23 protein-coding genes are annotated in these 21,418 nt (G+C 47.5%); all 23 read left to right on the top strand.

Annotated features, from left to right (window positions below; all coding sequences use genetic code 11):
* Positions 1 to 25: 25 nt before the first annotated feature.
* The 23 genes from BLV90_RS03325 (at position 26) to BLV90_RS03435 (ending at position 21,286) form a co-directional block, all read left to right on the top strand.
* A complete protein-coding gene (locus tag BLV90_RS03325) occupies positions 26 to 496 on the top strand; it encodes a ribosome maturation factor RimP (RefSeq protein WP_091736116.1) in 471 nt (156 codons plus the stop codon).
* Positions 497 to 517: 21 nt separating this feature from the next.
* Positions 518 to 1,618: a transcription termination factor NusA gene (gene nusA, locus BLV90_RS03330; protein ID WP_091736119.1), complete on the top strand. Its 1,101-nt coding sequence runs from the start codon at positions 518 to 520 to the stop codon at positions 1,616 to 1,618.
* Positions 1,619 to 1,644: 26 nt separating this feature from the next.
* Positions 1,645 to 1,923: an RNase P modulator RnpM gene (gene rnpM / locus BLV90_RS03335; protein WP_281241993.1), complete on the top strand. Its 279-nt coding sequence runs from the start codon at positions 1,645 to 1,647 to the stop codon at positions 1,921 to 1,923.
* Positions 1,916 to 2,230 carry a YlxQ family RNA-binding protein gene (locus BLV90_RS03340; RefSeq protein WP_091736122.1) on the top strand — a complete coding sequence of 105 codons (315 nt, stop codon included), beginning with the start codon at positions 1,916 to 1,918 and terminating at the stop codon, positions 2,228 to 2,230. Before rnpM ends, BLV90_RS03340 begins: the two co-directional genes overlap by 8 nt.
* A gap of 43 nt (positions 2,231 to 2,273) precedes the next feature.
* The gene (gene infB, locus BLV90_RS03345; protein ID WP_091736303.1) at positions 2,274 to 4,631 is read left to right on the top strand and encodes a translation initiation factor IF-2; all 2,358 of its coding nucleotides are present in this window, start codon (positions 2,274 to 2,276) and stop codon (positions 4,629 to 4,631) included.
* Between the two features lie 19 nt (positions 4,632 to 4,650).
* A complete protein-coding gene (locus BLV90_RS03350) occupies positions 4,651 to 4,917 on the top strand; it encodes a DUF503 domain-containing protein (RefSeq protein ID WP_177167875.1) in 267 nt (88 codons plus the stop codon).
* Positions 4,918 to 4,979: 62 nt separating this feature from the next.
* Positions 4,980 to 5,333, top strand: coding sequence for a 30S ribosome-binding factor RbfA (gene rbfA / locus BLV90_RS03355; protein ID WP_091736128.1), 354 nt, complete (start codon positions 4,980 to 4,982; stop codon positions 5,331 to 5,333).
* Positions 5,320 to 6,309 (top strand): DHH family phosphoesterase, encoded by a 990-nt coding sequence (locus tag BLV90_RS03360; protein WP_091736131.1) that lies wholly within the window; start codon positions 5,320 to 5,322, stop codon positions 6,307 to 6,309. Before rbfA ends, BLV90_RS03360 begins: the two co-directional genes overlap by 14 nt.
* Positions 6,309 to 7,214, top strand: a complete 906-nt coding sequence (gene truB / locus BLV90_RS03365; protein ID WP_245726238.1) for a tRNA pseudouridine(55) synthase TruB — start codon at positions 6,309 to 6,311, stop codon at positions 7,212 to 7,214. The genes BLV90_RS03360 and truB overlap by 1 nt, the downstream gene beginning before the upstream one ends.
* A gap of 20 nt (positions 7,215 to 7,234) precedes the next feature.
* Positions 7,235 to 8,179, top strand: a complete 945-nt coding sequence (locus BLV90_RS03370) for a bifunctional riboflavin kinase/FAD synthetase (RefSeq protein WP_091736137.1) — start codon at positions 7,235 to 7,237, stop codon at positions 8,177 to 8,179.
* Between the two features lie 166 nt (positions 8,180 to 8,345).
* A complete protein-coding gene (gene rpsO, locus BLV90_RS03375) occupies positions 8,346 to 8,615 on the top strand; it encodes a 30S ribosomal protein S15 (protein WP_091736305.1) in 270 nt (89 codons plus the stop codon).
* Positions 8,616 to 8,742: 127 nt separating this feature from the next.
* Entirely contained in the window at positions 8,743 to 10,845 is a 2,103-nt protein-coding gene (gene pnp / locus BLV90_RS03380; protein WP_091736140.1) for a polyribonucleotide nucleotidyltransferase, read from the top strand.
* 116 nt (positions 10,846 to 10,961) lie between these two features.
* Positions 10,962 to 11,942: a polysaccharide deacetylase family protein gene (locus tag BLV90_RS03385; protein WP_091736143.1), complete on the top strand. Its 981-nt coding sequence runs from the start codon at positions 10,962 to 10,964 to the stop codon at positions 11,940 to 11,942.
* A gap of 86 nt (positions 11,943 to 12,028) precedes the next feature.
* On the top strand, positions 12,029 to 13,285 hold the full coding sequence (locus tag BLV90_RS03390) for a M16 family metallopeptidase (protein WP_091736146.1): 1,257 nt from the start codon (positions 12,029 to 12,031) through the stop codon (positions 13,283 to 13,285).
* Entirely contained in the window at positions 13,269 to 13,721 is a 453-nt protein-coding gene (gene dut / locus BLV90_RS03395; protein ID WP_091736150.1) for a dUTP diphosphatase, read from the top strand. Before BLV90_RS03390 ends, dut begins: the two co-directional genes overlap by 17 nt.
* A gap of 19 nt (positions 13,722 to 13,740) precedes the next feature.
* Entirely contained in the window at positions 13,741 to 13,920 is a 180-nt protein-coding gene (locus tag BLV90_RS03400; protein ID WP_091736153.1) for an aspartyl-phosphate phosphatase Spo0E family protein, read from the top strand.
* A 154-nt stretch (positions 13,921 to 14,074) separates the two neighbouring features.
* On the top strand, positions 14,075 to 14,329 hold the full coding sequence (locus BLV90_RS03405; protein ID WP_091736156.1) for a YlmC/YmxH family sporulation protein: 255 nt from the start codon (positions 14,075 to 14,077) through the stop codon (positions 14,327 to 14,329).
* Positions 14,330 to 14,447: 118 nt separating this feature from the next.
* Positions 14,448 to 15,347 carry a dipicolinate synthase subunit DpsA gene (gene dpsA, locus BLV90_RS03410; protein WP_091736159.1) on the top strand — a complete coding sequence of 300 codons (900 nt, stop codon included), beginning with the start codon at positions 14,448 to 14,450 and terminating at the stop codon, positions 15,345 to 15,347.
* Positions 15,344 to 15,946: a dipicolinate synthase subunit B gene (locus BLV90_RS03415; RefSeq protein ID WP_091736161.1), complete on the top strand. Its 603-nt coding sequence runs from the start codon at positions 15,344 to 15,346 to the stop codon at positions 15,944 to 15,946. Before dpsA ends, BLV90_RS03415 begins: the two co-directional genes overlap by 4 nt.
* A gap of 103 nt (positions 15,947 to 16,049) precedes the next feature.
* Positions 16,050 to 17,075: an aspartate-semialdehyde dehydrogenase gene (locus tag BLV90_RS03420; RefSeq protein ID WP_091736165.1), complete on the top strand. Its 1,026-nt coding sequence runs from the start codon at positions 16,050 to 16,052 to the stop codon at positions 17,073 to 17,075.
* Between the two features lie 32 nt (positions 17,076 to 17,107).
* On the top strand, positions 17,108 to 18,334 hold the full coding sequence (gene dapG / locus BLV90_RS03425) for an aspartate kinase (protein ID WP_091736168.1): 1,227 nt from the start codon (positions 17,108 to 17,110) through the stop codon (positions 18,332 to 18,334).
* Between the two features lie 58 nt (positions 18,335 to 18,392).
* Positions 18,393 to 19,277 carry a 4-hydroxy-tetrahydrodipicolinate synthase gene (gene dapA, locus BLV90_RS03430; RefSeq protein ID WP_091736171.1) on the top strand — a complete coding sequence of 295 codons (885 nt, stop codon included), beginning with the start codon at positions 18,393 to 18,395 and terminating at the stop codon, positions 19,275 to 19,277.
* Positions 19,278 to 19,609: 332 nt separating this feature from the next.
* On the top strand, positions 19,610 to 21,286 hold the full coding sequence (locus BLV90_RS03435; RefSeq protein WP_091736174.1) for a ribonuclease J: 1,677 nt from the start codon (positions 19,610 to 19,612) through the stop codon (positions 21,284 to 21,286).
* The last annotated feature ends 132 nt before the right edge of the window (positions 21,287 to 21,418 follow it).

Below are 21,418 nucleotides of genomic sequence, written 5' to 3' on the forward strand. Positions count from 1 at the left end.
TGGGCGTTGAAGGAGGGAATTAGGGGTGGGCCGTAAAGTAGTAGAGACTGTAGAAGCATTGGCGGTTCCGATCTTGGCGGAAGAAGGGTTGGAGCTATATGATACGGAATTTACGAAGGAAGGGAAGAACTGGTTCCTTCGTGTGTATATCGACCGACCGCAAGGCAAGGTGGACCTCGATGATTGCAGTCGGATTAGCGAACGGCTCAGCGCTGAACTGGATGATGGAAATCTGATTGCCGGTGGCTATTTTTTAGAGGTCTCTTCTCCAGGAGTAGAGCGGCCGTTAAAAAAAGAAGACCACTTTAATCAGGCTATCGGAAGTCGGGTATTAATCACCACTTATGAGGCGATGGATGGACGGAAAACGTTCGAGGGAGAACTGCTCGAATATTCCGGAGGACCCAATGGAAAAGCGATTCTTGATATGGATGGGGATCAGGTTGAGGTTCCAATAAATAAAATAGCCAAAGCCAAAAGGGTCTTAGTGGTTTAATCGAAGGGAGGAGAAGTGACGATGAATGCAGAGTTTATCGAAGCCCTCATTCAACTAGAGAAAGAAAAGGGCATTCGTAAAGAAGTCTTAATCGAGGCGATTGAGGCGGCTCTGATCTCAGGATACAAACGTAACTTCCACTCGGCGCAAAATGTACGGGTCGATATCGATAGAGAGACAGGGCAGGTACGTGTATTTGCTCGGAAAACGGTTGTGGAAGAAGCTCTGGATCCTCGTCTTGAAATTTCATTGGACGCGGCACGGGAGATCCTTCCCTCATATGAGCTGGATGATATTGTAGAGATCGAAGTAACACCAGCTGACTTTGGTCGGATTGCGGCACAGACGGCGAAACAGGTGGTTACCCAGCGAATCCGGGAAGCGGAGCGCAGTATTATTTATGAAGAGTTCGCAGATCGAGAAGAGGATATTGTTACTGGGATTGTGCAACGTTCGGATAATCGCAACTATTATATTGACTTGGGCCGGGTGGAAGCTCTTCTCCCCCATGCGGAGACTATGCCAGGAGAGCGTTTTAAACATAATGACCGTGTGAAAACATTTATTACCAGGGTAGAAAAATCAACCAAGGGGCCCCAGGTGTTTGTATCTCGTACCCATCCGGGCTTACTAAAGCGACTCTTTGAGCTGGAAGTACCCGAAATTTACGAAGGCATTGTGGAGATTCGTTCTGTGGCTAGGGAAGCAGGCTACCGGTCTAAAATTGCTGTTGCGACAAGGGATGAGCAAGTTGATCCTGTGGGAGCCTGTGTTGGTCACCGTGGGATGCGGGTACAAACCGTAGTTAATGAGCTCCGCGGAGAAAAAGTGGATATCGTACGTTGGTCAGAAGAGCCCGTGGAGTTTGTCTCCAATGCGCTTAGCCCTTCAAAGGTCGTCAGTGTCGATATTCACGAAGATGAAAAAATTGCACGGGTAATTGTACCTGATCACCAACTTTCCCTCGCTATTGGGAAAGAAGGGCAAAACGCTCGCCTGGCTGCCAAGTTGACGGGTTGGAAAATTGATATTAAAAATGAGTCAGAGGGTACGGGTGAGGCTACTGAGCCAGAGATGGTCGAAGAAGAGAAGGACGAAAGTCCTGATCTCGACCGGGCGTAAATCCATCCGTAAGGAGGTGGTCCGCGTTGAAAACACGCAAAGTACCCATGCGCAAATGTGTTGCATCCCAGGAGATGTTTCCTAAAAAGGAACTCATCCGAGTGGTGCGTACTCCGGATGAAGAGATACGAATCGACCCCACCGGTAAGCTATCAGGGCGGGGGGCCTATCTCCGGGCTGAAGCTGAATATGTCGAGATGGCAAAAAAGCGGAAAGCCCTTGAGCGGGCACTTAAAATGAAAGTAAGTGATGAGCTTTATCAGGAGTTACATGAGTATATTGCTACGGGGAAGCTGAATGGATAAAGTGTATCAGCTTCTAGGACTAGCAATGCGTGCAGGGAAGGTAGTCTCAGGGGAAGAACAGGTTTTAAATGTTGTACGGTCAGGTAAAGCGCATCTAGTCCTCTTGTCCGATGATGCTTCGCCAAATACTCACAAGAAGATCACGGACAAATGCTCTACCTATCAGGTCCCGTTGTCCCAAGCAGGTTCCCGTCAGGCGTTGGGCAAGGCAGTGGGTAAGTCGGAACGCGTAGTGATCGCGGTCACGGACCCTGGCTTCTCACGTGCGATGAGGAATCGGATACCAGCAACTGACGGGGGTGGCTGATTTGTCGAAAATTCGCGTATATGAATATGCTAAGCAGTTGAGTATGAGTAGTAAAGAAGTGATTACCATCCTAAAGCGTATGGGTGTTGAAGTAAACAACCATATGAGTGTGATGGATGATGAAGCAGTTAGTAAAGTAGAGAAATTCTTTAAAGATGTAAAGCAGGGGGCGGAGAAAACGGAACAGAAAACGACGCATCAGAAATCGGAGAGCCGCAATCAAGGCGGCGAACAGAATCGTAGTCAAGCTAGCCGTAGCCAGGGGAATGGTCAAGGCAATCGTAGTCAAGGTAGCCGTAGCCAGGGAAGCGGCCAAGGCAGTCGTAGTCAGGGAAGCGGCCAAGGTAGCCGTAGCCAAGGAAGCGGCCAAGGCAGTCGTAGCCAGGGAAGCGGCCAAGGCAATCGTAGCCAGGGAAGCGGCCAAGGCAATCGTAGTCAAGGTAGCCGTAGCCAAGGAAGCGGCCAAGGCAATCGTAGCCAAGGTGGAGAGAATCGTAGCGACGAACGTCGCAGCTCGAACAACCGTAGTGGCGGTGGGCGTAGCAACAACTTTGGTAGCGGAGGTGGCAACCGCGGCGGACGTCGTGGTGGACGTCGTGGTGGACGCAAGGACAACCGTCGCCCACAAGGACCAAAGCAAGCACCTGTACTCCCATCGGAAATAGAAGTTAGTGGTCCAATGACCGTAAGCGATGTCGCTCGTCTCCTGCGACGAGAAGCCTCTGAAGTGATCAAAAAATTGATTGGTATGGGCACGATGGCTACGATCAATCAGGAGATCGATGTGGATGCGATCACACTTGTTTCTGAAGAATTTGGTGCAAAGGTGATCTTCAAGGAACAAATCGATGAATCTGCATTCGAAAATATTGAAGAACAAGACGATCAAGCGGACTTGAAAGAGCGTCCTCCAGTCGTAACCATCATGGGACACGTCGATCATGGGAAAACCACTTTGCTCGATACGATCCGTCAGACGAAGGTCACTGCGGATGAAGCTGGTGGAATTACCCAACATATCGGTGCTTACCAGGTGGAGAATAAAGGGAAGAAGATTACTTTCCTAGATACTCCCGGTCACGCTGCCTTTACAACTATGCGGGCGCGTGGAGCACAGGTAACCGATATTACGATTCTTGTCGTAGCGGCGGACGATGGTGTGATGCCTCAAACGATTGAAGCGATAAACCATGCAAAAGCGGCAGAGGTCCCAATTATCGTGGCCGTGAACAAAATGGATAAGCCTGAAGCAAATCCAGACAAAGTAAAGCAACAACTCTCCGAACATGGTCTAGTACCTGAGGAGTGGGGTGGCGATGCAATTTTTGTTCCCGTATCCGCTGTAACAGGCGAAGGGATCGATGATATCCTAGAAATGATCTTGCTTGTATCTGAAGTTCAGGAATATAAAGCCAACCCGGATAAACGGGCACGTGGTGTTGTTATTGAGGCTGAACTCGATAAGGGTCGTGGAACCGTTGCAACTCTATTGGTTCAAAATGGTACCCTCCATGTGGGAGATGCCATTGTTGCTGGACCTTACTTCGGTAAAATCCGGGCGATGGTCAATGACCTGGGTCAACGGGTAAAAGTAGCAGGTCCTTCTACCCCGGTAGAGATCTTAGGACTAGCAGATGTTCCAGCGGCAGGGGATCCTTTTATCATCTATGAAGATGAGAAAAAAGCGCGTGAAGTCGCTGCTGCACGGGAACAGAAAAAACAACAATCAGAGTTGGGCGCTTCTAACCGGGTCACCTTAGATGATCTCTTCAAACAGATCCAAGAAGGTGAGATGAAAGATCTCAACGTCATCATTAAAGCGGATGTACAAGGTTCTGCTGAAGCTTTGCGCAGTTCCTTGGAGAAAATTGATGTGGCAGGTGTGCGCATCAACATCAAACACTCGGGTGCTGGTGCGATCACAGAATCCGATGTGACCCTTGCTTCTGCTTCTAACGCGATTGTGATTGGGTTTAACGTACGTCCAGAACCTAACGCACGGGTAACGGCAGATCAAGAGAAAGTGGATATCCGTCTTCACCGCGTAATCTACAACGTGATCGAAGAAATTGAATCCGCAATGAAAGGCATGCTGGACCCTGAGTTCCGAGAGAAGATTATGGGACGTGCAGAAGTGCGGCAAATCTTTAAAGTTTCCAAAGTGGGTACAATTGCTGGCTGTTATGTAACTGAAGGCAAGATCGTCCGTGATGGGAAAGCCCAGTTGATTCGTGACGGTGTAGTTATTCATGAAGGGGATATCGATGCCTTGAAACGCTTTAAGGACGATGCTAAGGAAGTAGCCCAAGGCTATGAATGTGGCGTTACCCTCAAGAATTATAATGATATTCATGAGGGAGATGTTATCGAAGTCTTCATCATGGAAGAAATTGCACGCTAATCAGCTGGTCGTCGGCGTCTTGGAATGCCGCTGCCGGGTGTTAGGTTCCCGGTCTCTGAAAGAAAAACGGAGTGCTGTTAAAAGCGGTATTGAACGAATAAGACAACGGTTTAATTTATCTGCGGCGGAAGTAGGCGCCCAGGACGACCGGCAAATAGCTATGATGGCAGTAGGGGGGGTGGCGAGCGATAAACGGCTCTTAGAACGAGAGCTGACGCTCGCCCTCAACCTGTTGGAGAACATCGATGGATTAGAGATTATTGACGCCGATATATCCTTCCTATAAGAACGTAGGCGATATGATTAAGTCCCATGAGGAGTGGATCAGGCGAACAGGAGGTGTCGTCGATGTCGCGTATCCGTGCGAGTCGAGTCGGCGAACAGATAAAAAAAGAATTGAGTTACGTGTTGCAACAGGAGATGAAGGATCCGCGCATCGGGTTTGTTACCGTTACGGCGGTAGAGATGAGTGGGGACTTACAACAGGCAAAGGTGTTTATCAGCGTCTATGGCGATGATGAGCAGAAGAAACAAACCCTTGAAGGGTTGGAAAAAGCGAAGGGCTTTCTTCGCTCTGAAGTAGGCCGACGAATCCAACTTCGTCATACGCCTGAGTTGGTTTTTAAGTTCGACAGTTCAATCGAACACGGGAACCAAATCTCCAAACTGTTGGAAGAAGTGAATAAGGATGATGAACAATAACTGGGTGGAAGCAGTCCAATTTCTCCGTGAAGGAAGTCATTTTTTAGTGATCTCCCATATCCACCCGGATGGGGATGCCATTGGTTCTACTTGTGCAGTTAGCGCCATCCTAAAAAGGCTAGGAAAGTCTAGCACACTCGTTAACGCGAGCGGTGTACCTGAAAAGTTCATATTCTTACCAGATGCGGAAAGGATCCTCACTCCGGAGCAAGTACGGGAGGGGGGTCCCTTTTCCCGCGTGGTGGCAGTAGATGTGGCGGATGCAGAGAGGATGGGTGAGATTGAAGGGCTTGTAACGGAGGATGTTCAAATCCTCAATATTGACCATCATCCCACCAATGATCGTTTTGGTACGGTAAATCTGATTATCGATCATGCTGCATCAACTACGGAGATCCTATGTCAGCTGGTGGATGAGTTGGACCTTGAATGGGATCGATCCTTGGCCGAGCCCCTCTATACCGGCCTGTTGACGGATACAGGTGGTTTTCGTTACTCAAATACAACACCTGCAGTGATGCAACTAGCTGCTCGAATGTTGGAAATTGGCGTTGATGCAGGAACCATCGCAGATCGTACGCTGGAGACGGTGACCCAGAGCCAGCTTCATCTCCTGCGACGGTCCTTAGATACCCTCACCTTTGCTGAAGGTGGACGAATAGCATGGATGTGGTTATCCCGCGAAGACTTTGCTTTAGTAGGTGCCAGTGAAGAGGACATGGATGGGATTGTGAACTATGCGCGCAATGTGAACAGCGTGGATGTTGGTATCCTTTTTCGTGAAACGGATAGGGGTGAGATAAAAGTCTCCCTTCGTTCACGAGAGATCGTCGATGTAGGAGTACTCGCTCAATCCTTTGGTGGTGGTGGACATGCTCGCGCGGCAGGTTGTACACTACAGGGTTCACGGGATGAGGTAGTAAAACTTCTCCTTGAACGGGTAACAGAGCGTTTAAGAGAAGGGAGCAGTGCCTGATGCTACATGGAGTGATTCCAGTAAAAAAAGCAGCGGGTATGACCTCCCATGATGTGGTCGCCCGTATTCGTCGGTTGGCGGGACAAAAGCGGGTCGGTCATACAGGTACCTTGGACCCTGATGTGGTCGGGGTGCTTCCTATTTGTTTGGGTCAAGCGACACGGATTGCCGAGTATGTACAACATTTACCCAAAAGGTATCAAGGGACACTTGTCTTGGGACGTGCGACCGATACCCAAGATGCTTCTGGGGAAACGATCGCTGAGGTAGCCAAGGTAGACATCACACTGGATCAGATCGATGAAGCCTTTTCTCGTTTTATAGGAGAGATTGAGCAGATGCCTCCGATGGTATCTGCTGTCAAAGTTGATGGGCGGCGCCTTTATGAATATGCTCGTGAGGGTAAAGAAGTTAAGCGTTCTCCTCGTAAAGCAATGATCTATTCCTTAGAGCGCATAGATTTTACTGAAGGGGAGCAGCCAAGGATCGATTTTGATGTATGGTGTTCCAAAGGAACTTATGTGCGTACACTCTGTGTGGATATTGGAGAGAGTCTAGGGGTTCCTGCGCATATGTCTCACCTTGTACGAATGAACAGTGGTCCATTTACCCTAGAGGATTGTTTTACCTTAGAAGAGTTGGCAGAGGTTGCTTTCCAAAATACCTGGGAGAGTGTACTGACCGGTCCAGGGGAAGCTTTACCTCATTTTCCAAGTATCATCCTTTCTGATGAGGATTACGGAGAGTTGATGAATGGACTTTCAGTAGAGTGGGAGGAAGATGAGCCCCTACTACCTGAATCTGTACGAATCCGGGTCTATACAGAGGATGGCCGATTCTGTGGGTTGTATCGTCAGGTGGATGAGCGAACTGCGGATCCGGAAAAGGTTTTTCGGGAGTGGTGACGGGATAGGAGATGACACCGATGGAGACCATCCATATCACATATCCGCTGAGGGAGGAATTGCCTTCAGGGCCAGTCGCACTTGCGATTGGTTACTTCGACGGGGTCCATCGGGGCCATCAAGCAGTGATCGAGAGTGCTCGTCGACTGGCGGAATCAACAGGTGCAAAGACTGGAATTATGATATTTCATCCTCACCCACGAGAAGTGTTGGGTAAGGGGACGATGAGCCACTACTTAACTCCTTTACCAGAGAAATTACGTCAATTTGCCAAATTAGGCGTTGATCGTACGTATGTCGTGCGCTTTGATAAGGATTTTGCAAGGCTTTCAAAGGAGAGTTTTGTGAAAGAGGTTCTCCTCCCCTTAGAAGTGTCGGGTATGGCTTGTGGCTTCAACTTTTCCTTTGGTCAAGGTGCAGAAGGAAAGGCTGAAGATCTTAAACAACTTGGAGAAGGGTATTTTGAGGTAATGATCACAACTCCTATTGATTTGGAGGGATCACCCGTGTCCAGTACCCGTCTACGGGGCTTATTGGCAGCTGGTCAGGTAGAGGAAGCGGCACAGATTTTGGGTCGTCCGTTTTCCCTGCGTGGGCGAGTGGGGGAAGGAGATCGTAGGGGACGTACGATAGGCTATCCGACTGCTAACCTGATATTAGAAGAACCCTATACCGTACCACTTGAGGGTGTATACGCCGTTACGGTGAACTGGGGGGATGAAGAGCGGGCGAAGGGGATGATGAATATCGGTCACCGTCCGACTTTCAACGACCCGATTCCTCGTCGTACGTTGGAAGTTCATCTCTTTGACCGTGATGAGGATCTTTATGGACAGGAGTTAACCGTTCATTTTTATCACCGTCTTCGGAAGGAAAAACGCTTCCAGTCCGTGGATGAGCTGATCGCCCAGCTAAAAAAAGACGAGCAGGACGCACGGAGGTTTCTGCAACAAAAGCTTAGTTGATTTTGCCTTTTTGCTCTCATTTACTCTGACAAGGTTTGTATGCTATACTATTGGATGTGCTATAGTGGGTGTCGCTCACTTAAGCCAAGAACCCTTAGCGCGGATTATCGACTACCTCGGCGTTGGCCTGGGCTAAGGGGGTTCGGAATTGAAGGAGGTGAAAGAAATGAGCTTGTCTTTGGAACGCAAACAAGAGATTATTAACGAGTTCAAAACCCATGAAAACGATACGGGTTCTCCAGAAGTTCAGATCGCTATCTTGACCACGCGGATCAACGAATTGAACGATCATCTTCGTAATCATAAGAAAGATCATCACTCTCGCCGCGGTCTTCTAAAGATGGTTGGGCAACGTCGTAACTTGCTTAACTACCTGAAGAACAACGATGTTGCGCGGTATCGGACTGTGATTGGAAAATTGGGCTTGCGTCGGTAACACAAACAGCGGGGACTTCCCCCGCTTTTTTCGTAGTCGGATCTAAAAAGTTGCCAAAAGGATATACTGGATGAATGCAGAAAAGTAAAGGGTAATGTTCTCCATGAGAGGAGGAATACGAGTCATAATGGATATTGTACGATATGAAACAGAACTGGCTGGCCGAGTGCTAACATTGGAGTTCGGAAAATTTGCTAACCAAGCGAACGGCGCTGTTTTTGTGCGTTACGGAGAGACTGCCGTGCTGGCGACTGTGGTAGCATCGGAAAAGCCAAAAAATCTCGGCTTCTTTCCCCTTACCGTCAATTATGAAGAGCGTCTTTATGCGGTTGGGAAAATTCCAGGAGGCTTTATAAAGCGAGAAGGGCGTCCTAGTGAAAAAGCAGTGTTAGCTAGTCGCTTAATTGACCGACCGATTCGCCCCCTATTTCCAGAGGGCTTTCGCAATGATGTCCAAGTAGTTACTACCGTAATGTCCGTGGATCAGGATTGCTCCTCAGAGGTTGCAGCGATGATTGGAGCTTCTGCGGCCCTTGGTGTATCTGACATTCCTTTTGCAGGGCCGATTGCAGGAGTTATCGTTGGTCGAATCAATGGGGAATTTATTCTAAATCCCACGATAGAGCAAGGGGAGAAGAGCGACTTACATCTTGTCGTAGCGGGAACTCGCCATGGAGTTAACATGGTAGAAGCGGGAGCGCAAGAAATCTCCGAAGAAGTGATGCTGGAAGCGATTCTCTTTGGCCATGAGGCGATCAAAGAGAACATTGCGTTCCAAGAACGCATCATTGCCGAAATTGGTAAAGAAAAATTAGTCCCCGATCTGATCCAGGTGGAGCCTGAGTTAGACCGTCGGGTGCGAGAGCTGGCTGTACCACCGATGGTAGAAGCAGCTCAGGTGATGGAGAAACAAGCTCGTCAAGCGGCGATAGATGATGTGAAGGAACAGATTCTTGAAACACTCGCTGTGGACTACCCTGAAGAAGAGCAACAGCAAGAAATTTCATCGATTCTCGATACGGTACTAAAAGAAGAAGTACGACGGATGATTCTCGACGAGAAAAAGCGGCCGGATGGTCGTCATCCAGAGGAGATCCGGCCGCTTGAAAGCGAGACGGGAATCCTACCACGTACCCATGGCTCCGGTCTATTCCGTCGAGGTCAAACGCAGGTGCTTTCTATCTGTACACTGGGTGCCTTAGGAGACGTACAGATCCTCGATGGACTGGATCTAGAAGCATCGAAGCGTTTTATGCATCACTATAACTTCCCTCCTTTTTCTGTTGGGGATTCCCGCCCTATGCGAGCACCAGGCCGACGAGAAATTGGTCATGGAGCACTAGGTGAACGAGCGTTAGAACCCATCGTTCCCTCTGAGGAAGAGTTTCCATATACCATCCGATTGGTTTCTGAGGTATTGGAATCCAACGGTTCTAGCTCCCAAGCGAGCATCTGTGCATCGACAATGGCTATGATGGATGCAGGAGTACCAATTAAAGCTCCTGTAGCGGGGATTGCGATGGGTCTCGTCAAGGAAGGGGAACGGGTAACCGTTCTCACGGACATTCAAGGTATGGAAGATCATCTAGGAGATATGGACTTTAAGGTAGCGGGTACTCGTAAAGGGGTAACGGCCTTACAGATGGATATTAAGATCGAGGAAATTGGACGCTCTGTCTTAGTAGAAGCCTTGAAGCAAGCCCATCAAGCCCGAATTACCTTACTGGAGCATATGGAAACAGCGATTGCAGAACCGCGTCAAGAGCTTTCACGTTATGCACCTAAAATCGTTGCATTGCGTATTCATCCAGATAAAATTCGTGATGTGATTGGCCCGAGTGGACGCATGATTAATAAGATTATCGATGAAACTGGAGTTAAAATCGATATCGAACAAGATGGACGGGTCTATATCGCTTCTCCAGATCAAGAGAAGAACGAGCGTGCCAAGCAGATGATCGAAGACCTTGTGCGTGAAGTGATTGTGGGCGAAATATATAATGCTACTGTCAAGCGTGTAGAAAAGTACGGAGCCTTTGTGGAACTGTTCCCAGGTAAAGAGGGTCTAGTACATATCTCACAGCTGGATTCTGAACGAGTGAACAAAGTGACAGACGTGGTCAACCTCGGGGAATCCATTCTCGTCAAAGTGACTGAGATTGATAATCAAGGGCGGATCAATTTGTCCCGCAAAGCAGCACTGAAGACAGAGACTGATTCAAAAGAATAGTCCATCGTCTGCAAAAAGAGTCAGAGCGATCTGTCTCTTTTTTATGAAGTTAGCGTTTCGTATAGAAGTCTCCTGTCTAGCATAAGTTAGAAGCGTCGGACAGGAGGTAGACACTGATGAAGAAAAAACAATTACGTAAACGATGGTTATTGATCTTCGTACCACTCATTTGGTTAGGAATTCATTCTTCCACTGTGACTGCGTACGTAGATATGGTTAAAAAAGGAGAAGCTCAACCAGCCTTCACCGTTGATGAATTGCACGAACGTATTGCCAAGGAGTCAGAAGCACGAGCACAAAAACCGATTAATGCCCGGGTGGATCGGGTGTGGAAGGCGATCCCAGGATACAATGGCCGGGTTGTGGATCGCGAGGCTACCTATCGGATTGCCTCCAAGCAAAAATTATCACATCCCAATCCCTGGATTTATCGCGAGATTCCTCCTAAGGTCGGACTGGATGATTTATCCCCCAGTCCTATTTATCGTGGGAACGAAAAGAAGTCCATGGTCGCTTTGATGATCAATGTTGCCTGGGGAACAGAGCATTTGTCAAAGATGCTGTCCACTCTAAAACAAGAGCACGTACGAGTTACATTTTTCCTAGATGGCTCTTGGTTAAAAAAGCATGAAACAGAGGCACGAGCTATATTGGCTGAGGGGCATGAAATTGGTAATCATGCCTATACCCACCCCATGATGAGCCGATTGGATCGCGGAAGAATGGATAAGGAAATCAGGCAGACGGAGTCCTTAATACGAAGGCTTGGTACCCGTTCTCGCTTTTTTGCACCACCTGGTGGGGATTTTAACCAGATGACAGTCGATGTGGCCCATGATCTGGGGATGAAAACGGTGATGTGGACGGTGGATACCGTAGATTGGCGAAAGACTTCTTCTCCTGCATGGATGATTTCTCGTGTGCGAAAAGGGGTAGGAAATGGTACGCTCATTTTGATGCATCCTACTGATCGCACAGCGATTGCATTACCTCAAATCATACGGACGGTGAAGCAAAAAGGAATAAAATTGGGAACGGTAGCGGAGGTACTCTCCTCTAAGCGAATAGATCCTGTTGAGTCCAAAGGTGCCTTCTGATATAGTGGGGATGCTTCGCGGAAAAAAATTACATATGCCCCGTCAAAGAACGTGGCGAATGGGAAAAAGGAGGATCTAGGCACCCGGTGATACAAAAATATACACTGCCTAACGGTGTCCGAGTGGTTGCAGAATCCATCCCCCATGTTCGATCCGTTGCTTTTGGATTGTGGATCGGGACGGGTTCTCGTTTTGAGATCGAAAACAAAAACGGTATTTCTCATTTTTTAGAGCACATGATGTTCAAAGGTACCAAAACGAAAACCGCTCGTCAGCTGGCAGAAGCTTTCGACGAAGTGGGTGGACATGTTAATGCCTTTACATCAAAGGAAATGACCTGTTACTATGCCAAGGTATTGGACGAGCACTTTGAACATGCTGTTGATGTATTAACGGATATGTTTTTTGAGTCGACCTTCCAAATGGAGGAGATCCTTAAAGAACGAAAAGTGATTGAAGAAGAAATTCGGATGGTGGAGGATACCCCCGATGATATCATTCACGATTGGCTTTCTGAAGCTGCGTTTTCTCGTCATTCCCTAGGTTATCCTGTGTTAGGGAGTCTGGAGAATTTACAAACCTTTGATCGTGAGACCGTGTTGGATTATCGGGATCGCTATTATCGACCCGAAGAATTGGTTATTGCAGTAGCAGGCAATTTACCAGCTAATTGGTTAGCCCAGGTAGAAACTCGCTTTTCCCATTTCACTGGTAAGGGGAATATTGAGCCTGGCAATACTCCTGAGTATACAGGAGAAGCGATTGTCCGAGCGAAGGGGACGGAACAAACACACATCTGTTTGGGTCTGCCAGGCATCTCTTTAAATGACGAACGAATCTACTCTCTCATCCTCTTAAATAATCTCCTGGGTGGAAACATGAGCTCACGTCTCTTTCAGGAGATTCGTGAGGATCGAGGGCTGGCCTATTCTGTTTATTCATATCATAGCGCGTATCGGGATAGTGGTTTGTTTACTATCTATACAGGAACTGGTCATGAACAAGCAGAGGATGTTATTCAACTGATCCTCAACGTCCTGGATAGTGTACGTCAGGATGGAGTGACCGCCAATGAATTACAAAAAGGAAAAGAGCAGTTAAAAGGTAGTTTGATGATGAGCCTTGAGAGCACAAATAACCGGATGAGTCGCCTAGGTAAGAACGAACTTTTGTTAGGGCACCATATGACGTTGGATGAGGTAGTTGAAGCGGTGGAGAAGCTTACTGTAGGAGATATTTTAACGACTGCGCGAGCCATCTTTAGCAAGCCACTAACATTATCGCTACTTTCGCCTACCGGGAAAGTTCCGGCTACATACAGGAGGAATGCACTTGTTGTATGATGTGAAGATTCGCAAGTTACCAAGTAGCAAGGATTTACCCCTGCCGAAGCAGATGTCTGCTTCATCTGCCGGGTTTGATTTACTTGCAGCGGTAAAAGAAGAAATGGTTGTAGCACCGGGAGATTGGACGCTGATTCCTACAGGAATCTCTCTAGAGATGCCAGAACAATTGGAAGCTCAGGTCCGCCCCCGTAGCGGTCTTGCGTTAAAACATGGGATAACTATGTTAAATTCCCCAGGTACGATTGATGCGGATTATCGAGGAGAAGTGAAAGTGATTGTGCACAACTTAGGCCGTGAGTCCTTTGTTGTTAAACGGGGCGAGCGTATCGCTCAGCTGGTATTTCAGGAGCTACCAAAAATCAGAATGATGGAAGTAGCAGAGCTATCTACCACTTCACGAGGTGAAGGTGGATTCGGCCATACTGGCAAATAACCGCATCGGAGGGGACAAGGTGAGTTCTGTGCGATTGGAAACCCTGGAGCGGGAGATGGAACTGTTGAGAGCCGCCCTGTATCGAGAGATCGAGGGAGAATATAAACGTCTTTCCCACACCTCAATCCTGCCAATTAGCCGTGAACTTGATGAAATCCTGAATCAGTACTATGCCGAGAAAAAACGAAGGCCTTCATAAGCCCATGAATGAAAGGCAGATAAGTGCTTGTAGCTTATCTGCCTTTTTTCTTAGAGAATGAAGGGGTCGTTTTTTTATCATATAGGAGCTTATTTTACGATAAATTTCAATCAAGGACGGGTTACTCATCCCAAATAACAAGGGGGAGTCCATCATGCGTTGGAGTGAGTTAGCAGCAAAAGAGATGATTGATATTCAAGGTGGAGAACGGATTGGTAACATGGGGCATGCGGATTTGGTTTTGGATTCAGAGACAGGGAAAATTGAAGCCCTTTTGCTACCAGCAGGTTCATCGTGGTTTGGTCGTCAACAGGAGGGGCGCATGATTCGGTGGAAGCATATACGGAAAATTGGCCCAGAGATGGTAATCGTTGAGGCGGATGTACCCTCCTCCGTCAGGGAGAGCTAATCCGCAAAAACCCCATGGTAACCCTTGCCGGGCACCCAACATATGATGCATGGAAGCGACGACTTCCAGAGGGAAGGCATCGCGGGGAGCTCCCCGGGAAAGGGGTCTTCAGAGGGAGATGTTGACAGGGAAGCATGTCGCATTTATCGGCGGGGATGCTAGGCAATTGGAAGTAATAAAAAGTTGTCTCTCACTGGATGCGAAAGTGAGTTTGATCGGATTTGAAAATTTGCAGAGCCCGTTCAGCGGAGCAAGTAACCGGGAGATTTCCCCGGAACTTTTTGCTACCGTCGACATGTTGATTTTGCCGATTCTCGGTACCGATGAGGAAGGGCACGTAGATAGTATTTTTACGACGCGGACGCTTGTATTGACCGAAGCGGATATGCGAGCCCTTCCTTCCCATGCCGTTGTTTATGCCGGGATTGCGAAATCATATCTTAAAAATCTTTGTGAAGAAGTATCGATTCGCCTCGTTGAACTGCTAAAACGGGACGATGTGGCGATCTATAACTCCATTCCGACGATGGAGGGTGCATTGATGATGGCTATCCAACATACGAACATTACCATCCACGACTCCACTTCAATGGTTTTGGGATTGGGGAGGGTGGGAGTAACCCTTTGTCGGAGTCTGCATGCTTTAGGAGCGCGAGTGAAAGTGGGTGTTCGTAAACAGTCCCACGTAGCTCGGTGTGTAGAAATGGGTCTGAAACCATTTTTAATGGGTGAGCTCACAGATGAAGTGAGGGACGTTGATATCCTCTTTAACACGATTCCCGCGAAGGTTGTCACCGAAGCAGTATTAAAGGAGATGCCATACAGTGCGGTGATTATCGATCTGGCTTCCAAGCCAGGGGGAGTAGATTTTGCCTATGCAGAAAAGCGAGGGATTAAGGCATTACTGGCCCCCAGTCTCCCTGGAATTGTCGCTCCAAAAACCGCGGGCAAGATTTTGGCGCAGACGATGACACGTCTGTTGGCAAAGGAGTTTGGTGAGGAGGGGTCGAGCCCATGAGCTTAACAGGGAGGACTATCGGCTTTGGATTAACAGGGTCACATTGTACTCATGATTCGGTACTGATTCAGATGCGAAAGTTGATTGATTGGGGAGCTCGCGTAATTCCAATTATTTCCCATACTGTAAAGACAGTAGATAGTCGATTTGGGGACGCAGAGGACTGGTTAACAAAAATCAAAGGAATTACAGGGGAAGAAATCATCGATTCAGTGGCACAGGCAGAACCGATTGGCCCGAAGGAAATGCTAGATTGTATGCTGATTGCCCCCTGTACGGGCAATAGCCTTGCTCGTTTGGCCAATGCTTTAACGGATGGGCCTGTGCTCATGGCAGCCAAGGCACAGATGCGAAACCATCGTCCTGTAGTCATCGCAATTTCTACAAACGATGCACTCGGATTAAATGCAGCCAATCTTGCTAAACTTTTGGTGGCGAGGGATGTCTTCTTTGTTCCTTTTGGCCAAGATAATCCTGAAGGAAAGCCTAAATCGATGGTTGCGCGGATGGAATTCATCCCTGAAACTGTAGCCGCAGCAATAGATGGATATCAATTACAACCATTGATAGTTGAAAAATATCGTGATTTAACCTCATAATAGATAAAAGGTTGTGCAAGAACGCCATAGAATAAGAATGGCCTTCTGTGGAATAAAGGCCATCCATTCTTTTGGCGATCTTTTATGAGGGGGATTTCTAATCATGCCATCACGAGAAGTGACTGTAGCCATCCTCGGCGCAAGTGGAGCTGTCGGGGAGCAACTATTACGAAACTTAGAAGCAAGAAACTTTCCAGTGAAAGAACTACGACCGCTTGCATCCAAGCGTTCCGCAGGAAAAACGATTCAGTTTCGGGGTGAAGATATCGTCATCCGTGAGGCGACTCCAGAAGCTTTTGAAGGTGTGGACATCGCCCTCTTTAGCGCTGGTGGAGGGGTGAGTAAAACCTTTGCTCCAGAAGCAGTGAAGCGGGGGGCGGTGGTAGTGGATAATACCAACGCTTTCCGGATGGACCCCAATGTACCTTTGGTAGTCCCAGAGGTAAATAAAGACGCTATCAAAAATCATCAAGGTATTATCGCCAATCCCAACTGCTCGACGATCCAGATGGTTGTTGCATTAAAACCACTGTATGATCGTTTTGGCTTTGATCGAGTGATTGTCTCGACTTATCAAGCAGTTTCAGGGTCCGGGGCAAAAGCTATGACAGAATTACAAGAGCAATCTCAGGCAATCTTGGATGGTCGTGAACCAAATAAAGAGGTTATGCCTGTTGGCGCATTGGATAAACATTATCCGATTGCTTTTAATGCTATTCCGCAATGTGATGTAGCTGAGGAGAATGGGTATACGTTAGAAGAGATGAAGATGGTACGCGAGACTAAAAAAATCTTTTCCGACAACCGCATTGGATTGACCGCTACCTGTGTGCGTGTGCCTGTCCTCCGTGGGCATAGTGAGTCTCTATATGTCGAGTTAAATAAGGATTTTGATATCGAAGAGATTCGCCAGGCACTCCGTGAAGGAGAAGGGATCATCTTAGAAGACGATGTGGCTTCCCAGGTTTACCCTATGCCACAAACTGCTACAGGGCGGGATGAAGTCTTTGTGGGCCGTGTGCGTAGAGACACGATCAACCCACGTGGACTGAATATGTGGGTGGTCTCTGATAACCTCTTAAAAGGGGCCGCTACTAACACAGTTCAGATTGCTGAATACCTGATCTAATTTAATTCTTTCATCGAAGAAGGGAATGCTTCATGAATATACGTGTGCATAAATTCGGCGGAACATCAGTAGCTACTCCTGAATTACGAACGAGAGTCATCCATCATATTAAGCAGGCGAGGGCAGAGAAGTGTGCCCTTGTCGTTGTAGTTTCAGCGATGGGGCGTAAAGGAGATCCTTATGCGACCGATACATTTATAGAGTGGATTGGTCAAAATGGGCACTCACTTTCCCCTCGGGAGCAGGATTTATTGCTCTCCTGTGGGGAGATTATCTCAGCCTCAACCCTATCCAGTCTTTTAAACGAAGAAGGAATTTCTAATACCGTATTGACAGGTGGGCAAGCTGGTATTATTACTAATAATAAATATACAGATGCTCAGATTGTTACCATTAACCCTGCTCGCGTGCGAGAAGAGTTGGAACAAGGAAACGTGGTAGTTCTAGCTGGATTCCAAGGTAGAACGACTGAGGGAGAAGTTACCACGCTAGGCCGAGGGGGTAGCGATACGACTGCTACAGCTCTAGGTGTTGCGCTAGAGGCGGAAGTGGTGGATATCTTCACCGATGTAGAAGGGATCATGACTGCCGATCCTCGCATCGTTGAAGATGCCTCTCCCCTTGAAACGGTAACTTACACAGAGATCTGTAACTTAGCATTCCAAGGTGCGAAGGTGATTCATCCTCGAGCTGTGGAACTTGCCATGCAGACTAATGTGCCGATTCGTGTGCGCTCAACGATGAGCGATCATACGGGCACACTTGTTACGAATATCCATGAAAAGGATAAAGTAGCAGGTGAGGTGGGTGAACGGGTCATTACAGGCATTACACAAATGGCCAATGTTACACAAATTAAAGTGGCTGCAAAAGAAGGCGAGTACGACCTTCAATTTACCGTTTTTAAAGCGATGGCAGAGAACGGGATCAGTGTAGACTTTATCAGCATCAATCCGAGTGGAATTGCTTATACGGTTTATGACCATGTAGCAGAGCAGGCACGTGATATCCTCCGTTCTCTAGGATTTGAGCCTGAACTCCATCGAAGTTGTGCAAAAGTATCTGTTGTTGGAGCTGGAATTGCGGGTGTACCTGGAGTCATGTCTCGCATCGCCGAAGCGCTCACGGAAAAGGATATTCAAATTCTCCAGTCTGCAGATTCCCATACGACGATCTGGGTGTTGGTCAAAGGAGATGATATGGTGAATGCCGTGCGTTCCCTTCATCATAAATTTGATCTCCATAAAGCGTATATTTAATAAAAGTAAATCAATCCAGCAATCATTAGATAGATCGGTTTTTAGGGGGTTGGACACTGTGAAATTTGTCAGAATCATGACAGCGATGATCACACCGATGAATGCTGAGTGTGACATCGACTGGAGTGGTGTAGAGGCGGTTCTTGAACACCTAGTGGCAACTGGGACAGAAGGGGTTGTCGTCTCTGGAACAACTGGGGAATCCCCAACGCTTACCCATGAAGAAAAAGTGCAATTATACACTTTTGTCGCGGAGAAGGCGAGGGGACGTGTCAAAGTGATCGCGGGTGCAGGAAGTAACAATACACGCGCCAGCATGGAATTAACTAAAGAAGCAACCGCTTGTGGTGTGGATGGGATCATGTTAGTTGCTCCCTATTACAACAAACCGACCCAAGAAGGGTTATATCAACACTTTCGTACAATCGCAAAGTCAACTACCCTGCCAGTGATGGTTTATAACGTACCTGGCCGTACATCCGTGAATATGAGTGCCGACACCATGGTCCGCTTGGCGTCCGATGTAGAAAACATCACGGCGATCAAAGAGGCTAGCGGCAACTTAGTACAAGTGATGGATGTTATCACCAATAAACCAATTGATGTAGAAGTGCATAGTGGGGTGGATGAATTAAATCTCCCTTATCTCTCGGTCGGGGGAAATGGAGCAGTTAGCGTGGCAAGCCACTTAGTGGGTCAAGAAATGAAGGAGATGTTTGAAGCCTTTGATCGGGGTGAGATCGCTCAAGCAGCCCAGATCCAACGTAAGCACCTCCCTCTAATTCGGGCTTTGTTCATGACTTCTAGCCCTGCGCCTCTGAAGTATGCACTGAGTCGCATAGGGGTTTGTGATGAACATGTACGGATGCCAGTGATTCCACTATCTGAAGAGGAAAAAGAGGTCATGAATCATCTTCTCGAGGATTTACAAATCCTGCGATAATCGCTTATACCATCAAAAAAGTTGCTGACATAGATAATATTATGTCAGCAACTTTTTTGTAGAGGGACCATTTCTAACTATTCATTCCTGAATGGATCGCGTTACCTAAATGGAGAACATCCTACATCAAATTACCGAGGGATGATTAATCCTCACTCCTGAGGGAAATCTAATATTACAGTAGATGCGTCCGTCTTTTCAGGAACCGTTTTCTTTTTTCAGGGATTTCTTGCAAGCGGATTCGGCAATCGTGTATAATGTGCCTAAGTGACTTGTGCGGTTATATGGGTGATGGACAACAATTGAATAATTTACAGGAGGAATTTTTTTTGATGAAAAACAACTCACGAAGCAAACTATCTGTTTTTGCTCTCGGTGGGTTGGACGAAATCGGGAAAAATATGTACGTGGTGCGGTACGGAGACGATATCATCGTCATCGATTCCGGCCTGATGTTTCCAGAGGAGGAGATGTTGGGGATCGATGTGGTGATCCCAGACATCACGTACTTATTAGAAAATCGGGAAAAAGTGCGTGGTATTCTGCTGACGCACGGGCATGAGGATCATATCGGGGGACTTCCATACATTTTACGGGAACTGAATGTTCCAATCTACGGGACGAAATTGACACTCGGACTGGTTGAGCATAAGCTACGTGAGGCACATTTGCTCAATCAGACCAAGCGGATTATCGTCAACAATCGCTCGGAAGTGACACTGGGGTCGATCCGAGCAAGTTTCTTCAAAGTAAATCACAGCATACCTGATTCTGTCGGAATTGCTTTAGAAACACCAGAAGGAACGGTGGTTCATACAGGGGACTTTAAGTTTGATATGACCCCGGTTAATTCGAACATGGCAGATATGCACAAGATGGCGGAAATCGGCAAAAAAGGCGTCTTGTGTCTACTATCCGATAGTACCAATGCTGAACGACCTGGATTTACAGGTTCGGAACGGAATGTCGGGGAAGCACTTGCAGAGATCTTCCGTATTGGGAGACAGCGGGTGATTGTAGCTACCTTTGCATCCAATATTTCCCGTATTCAGCAGGTGGTGGACGCTGCCCGGGACCATAACCGGAAGCTAGCAGTAATCGGACGCAGTATGGTTAATGCGGTAAATATCTCCATGGAACTTGGCTATTTGCGTGTTCCTCCCGATCTATTGATCGATCCAGATGAGATTAACCGACTCCCAGCACATAAAGTAGCCGTCATCTCGACGGGTAGCCAAGGTGAGCCGATGAGTGCTCTTACCCGCATGGCCCATGGTGCTCACAGGAAGATCGAGATTCTTCCAGGAGATACTGTGGTTCTCGCGGCTACCCCAATCCCAGGAAATGAGAAGACTGTTGCTAAAACCGTAGATCAGTTATACCGTGTTGGGGCCAACGTGATTTATAGCGCCAATTCCTCAAATGGTGTACACGTTTCTGGACACGGTTCCCAGGAAGACCTCAAACTCATGCTAAATCTCATGCAACCCAAATATTTTCTCCCGATTCATGGTGAGCACCGGATGTTACGGGCTCACGGCCAACTAGCCGAATCCATAGGAGTAAGACCGGAAAATGTATTCATCTGTGATAACGGTGATACAGTGGAATTCTCCAGTGGCAAAGCTCGCTACGGTTCAAAAATCACAACTGGTAAAGTCTTAATCGACGGACTCGGTATAGGAGACGTAGGTAATATTGTCCTCCGTGATCGTAAGCTCTTATCCCAAGATGGAATACTCGTCGTTGTAGTCACCCTTAGCAAAAATAACGGTAAAATCCTTTCCGGTCCAGATATCATCTCTCGTGGCTTCGTATACGTACGCGAATCTGAAAAACTGCTTGAGGAAGCTAACCGCATTGTCACCCAAACGATGGAAAAATGTGCGAATGAACAAGTAAGTGAATGGGCTTCACTCAAGACAAGTATTCGTGAAGCACTGTCTCGGTTCTTATATGACCGAACGCGACGCCGTCCAATGATCCTGCCGATCATCATGGAAGTATAGTCGGTAGTGATGACATTAGAACCGCAATCCCTTTATTATCAAGGGATTGCGGTTCTGTTATGTTGCCATTTATCTACTATGACCATTTTCTTCACATGAATCATTTTTTGAAGTCTATTCCCCACCTTTCAA

The organism is Marininema mesophilum (assembly GCF_900106775.1).
Lineage (GTDB): Bacteria > Bacillota > Bacilli > Thermoactinomycetales > DSM-45169 > Marininema > Marininema mesophilum.

Bases quoted from the DNA above. Each gene is read 5' to 3' on its own strand.
- BLV90_RS03385 (WP_091736143.1), top strand. From the start codon at position 10,962: ATGAAGAAAAAACAATTACGTAAACGATGGTTATTGATCTTCGTACCA.
- BLV90_RS03340 (WP_091736122.1), top strand. From the start codon at position 1,916: ATGGATAAAGTGTATCAGCTTCTAGGACTAGCAATGCGTGCAGGGAAG.
- pnp (WP_091736140.1), top strand. From the start codon at position 8,743: ATGGATATTGTACGATATGAAACAGAACTGGCTGGCCGAGTGCTAACA.
- BLV90_RS03370 (WP_091736137.1), top strand. From the start codon at position 7,235: ATGGAGACCATCCATATCACATATCCGCTGAGGGAGGAATTGCCTTCA.
- BLV90_RS03405 (WP_091736156.1), top strand. From the start codon at position 14,075: ATGCGTTGGAGTGAGTTAGCAGCAAAAGAGATGATTGATATTCAAGGT.
- dut (WP_091736150.1), top strand. From the start codon at position 13,269: ATGCACTTGTTGTATGATGTGAAGATTCGCAAGTTACCAAGTAGCAAG.
- infB (WP_091736303.1), top strand. From the start codon at position 2,274: ATGAGTAGTAAAGAAGTGATTACCATCCTAAAGCGTATGGGTGTTGAA.
- dapG (WP_091736168.1), top strand. From the start codon at position 17,108: ATGAATATACGTGTGCATAAATTCGGCGGAACATCAGTAGCTACTCCT.
- BLV90_RS03360 (WP_091736131.1), top strand. From the start codon at position 5,320: ATGATGAACAATAACTGGGTGGAAGCAGTCCAATTTCTCCGTGAAGGA.
- dpsA (WP_091736159.1), top strand. From the start codon at position 14,448: ATGTTGACAGGGAAGCATGTCGCATTTATCGGCGGGGATGCTAGGCAA.
- nusA (WP_091736119.1), top strand. From the start codon at position 518: ATGAATGCAGAGTTTATCGAAGCCCTCATTCAACTAGAGAAAGAAAAG.
- truB (WP_245726238.1), top strand. From the start codon at position 6,309: ATGCTACATGGAGTGATTCCAGTAAAAAAAGCAGCGGGTATGACCTCC.
- BLV90_RS03435 (WP_091736174.1), top strand. From the start codon at position 19,610: ATGAAAAACAACTCACGAAGCAAACTATCTGTTTTTGCTCTCGGTGGG.
- BLV90_RS03415 (WP_091736161.1), top strand. From the start codon at position 15,344: ATGAGCTTAACAGGGAGGACTATCGGCTTTGGATTAACAGGGTCACAT.
- BLV90_RS03420 (WP_091736165.1), top strand. From the start codon at position 16,050: ATGCCATCACGAGAAGTGACTGTAGCCATCCTCGGCGCAAGTGGAGCT.
- rbfA (WP_091736128.1), top strand. From the start codon at position 4,980: ATGTCGCGTATCCGTGCGAGTCGAGTCGGCGAACAGATAAAAAAAGAA.
- rpsO (WP_091736305.1), top strand. From the start codon at position 8,346: ATGAGCTTGTCTTTGGAACGCAAACAAGAGATTATTAACGAGTTCAAA.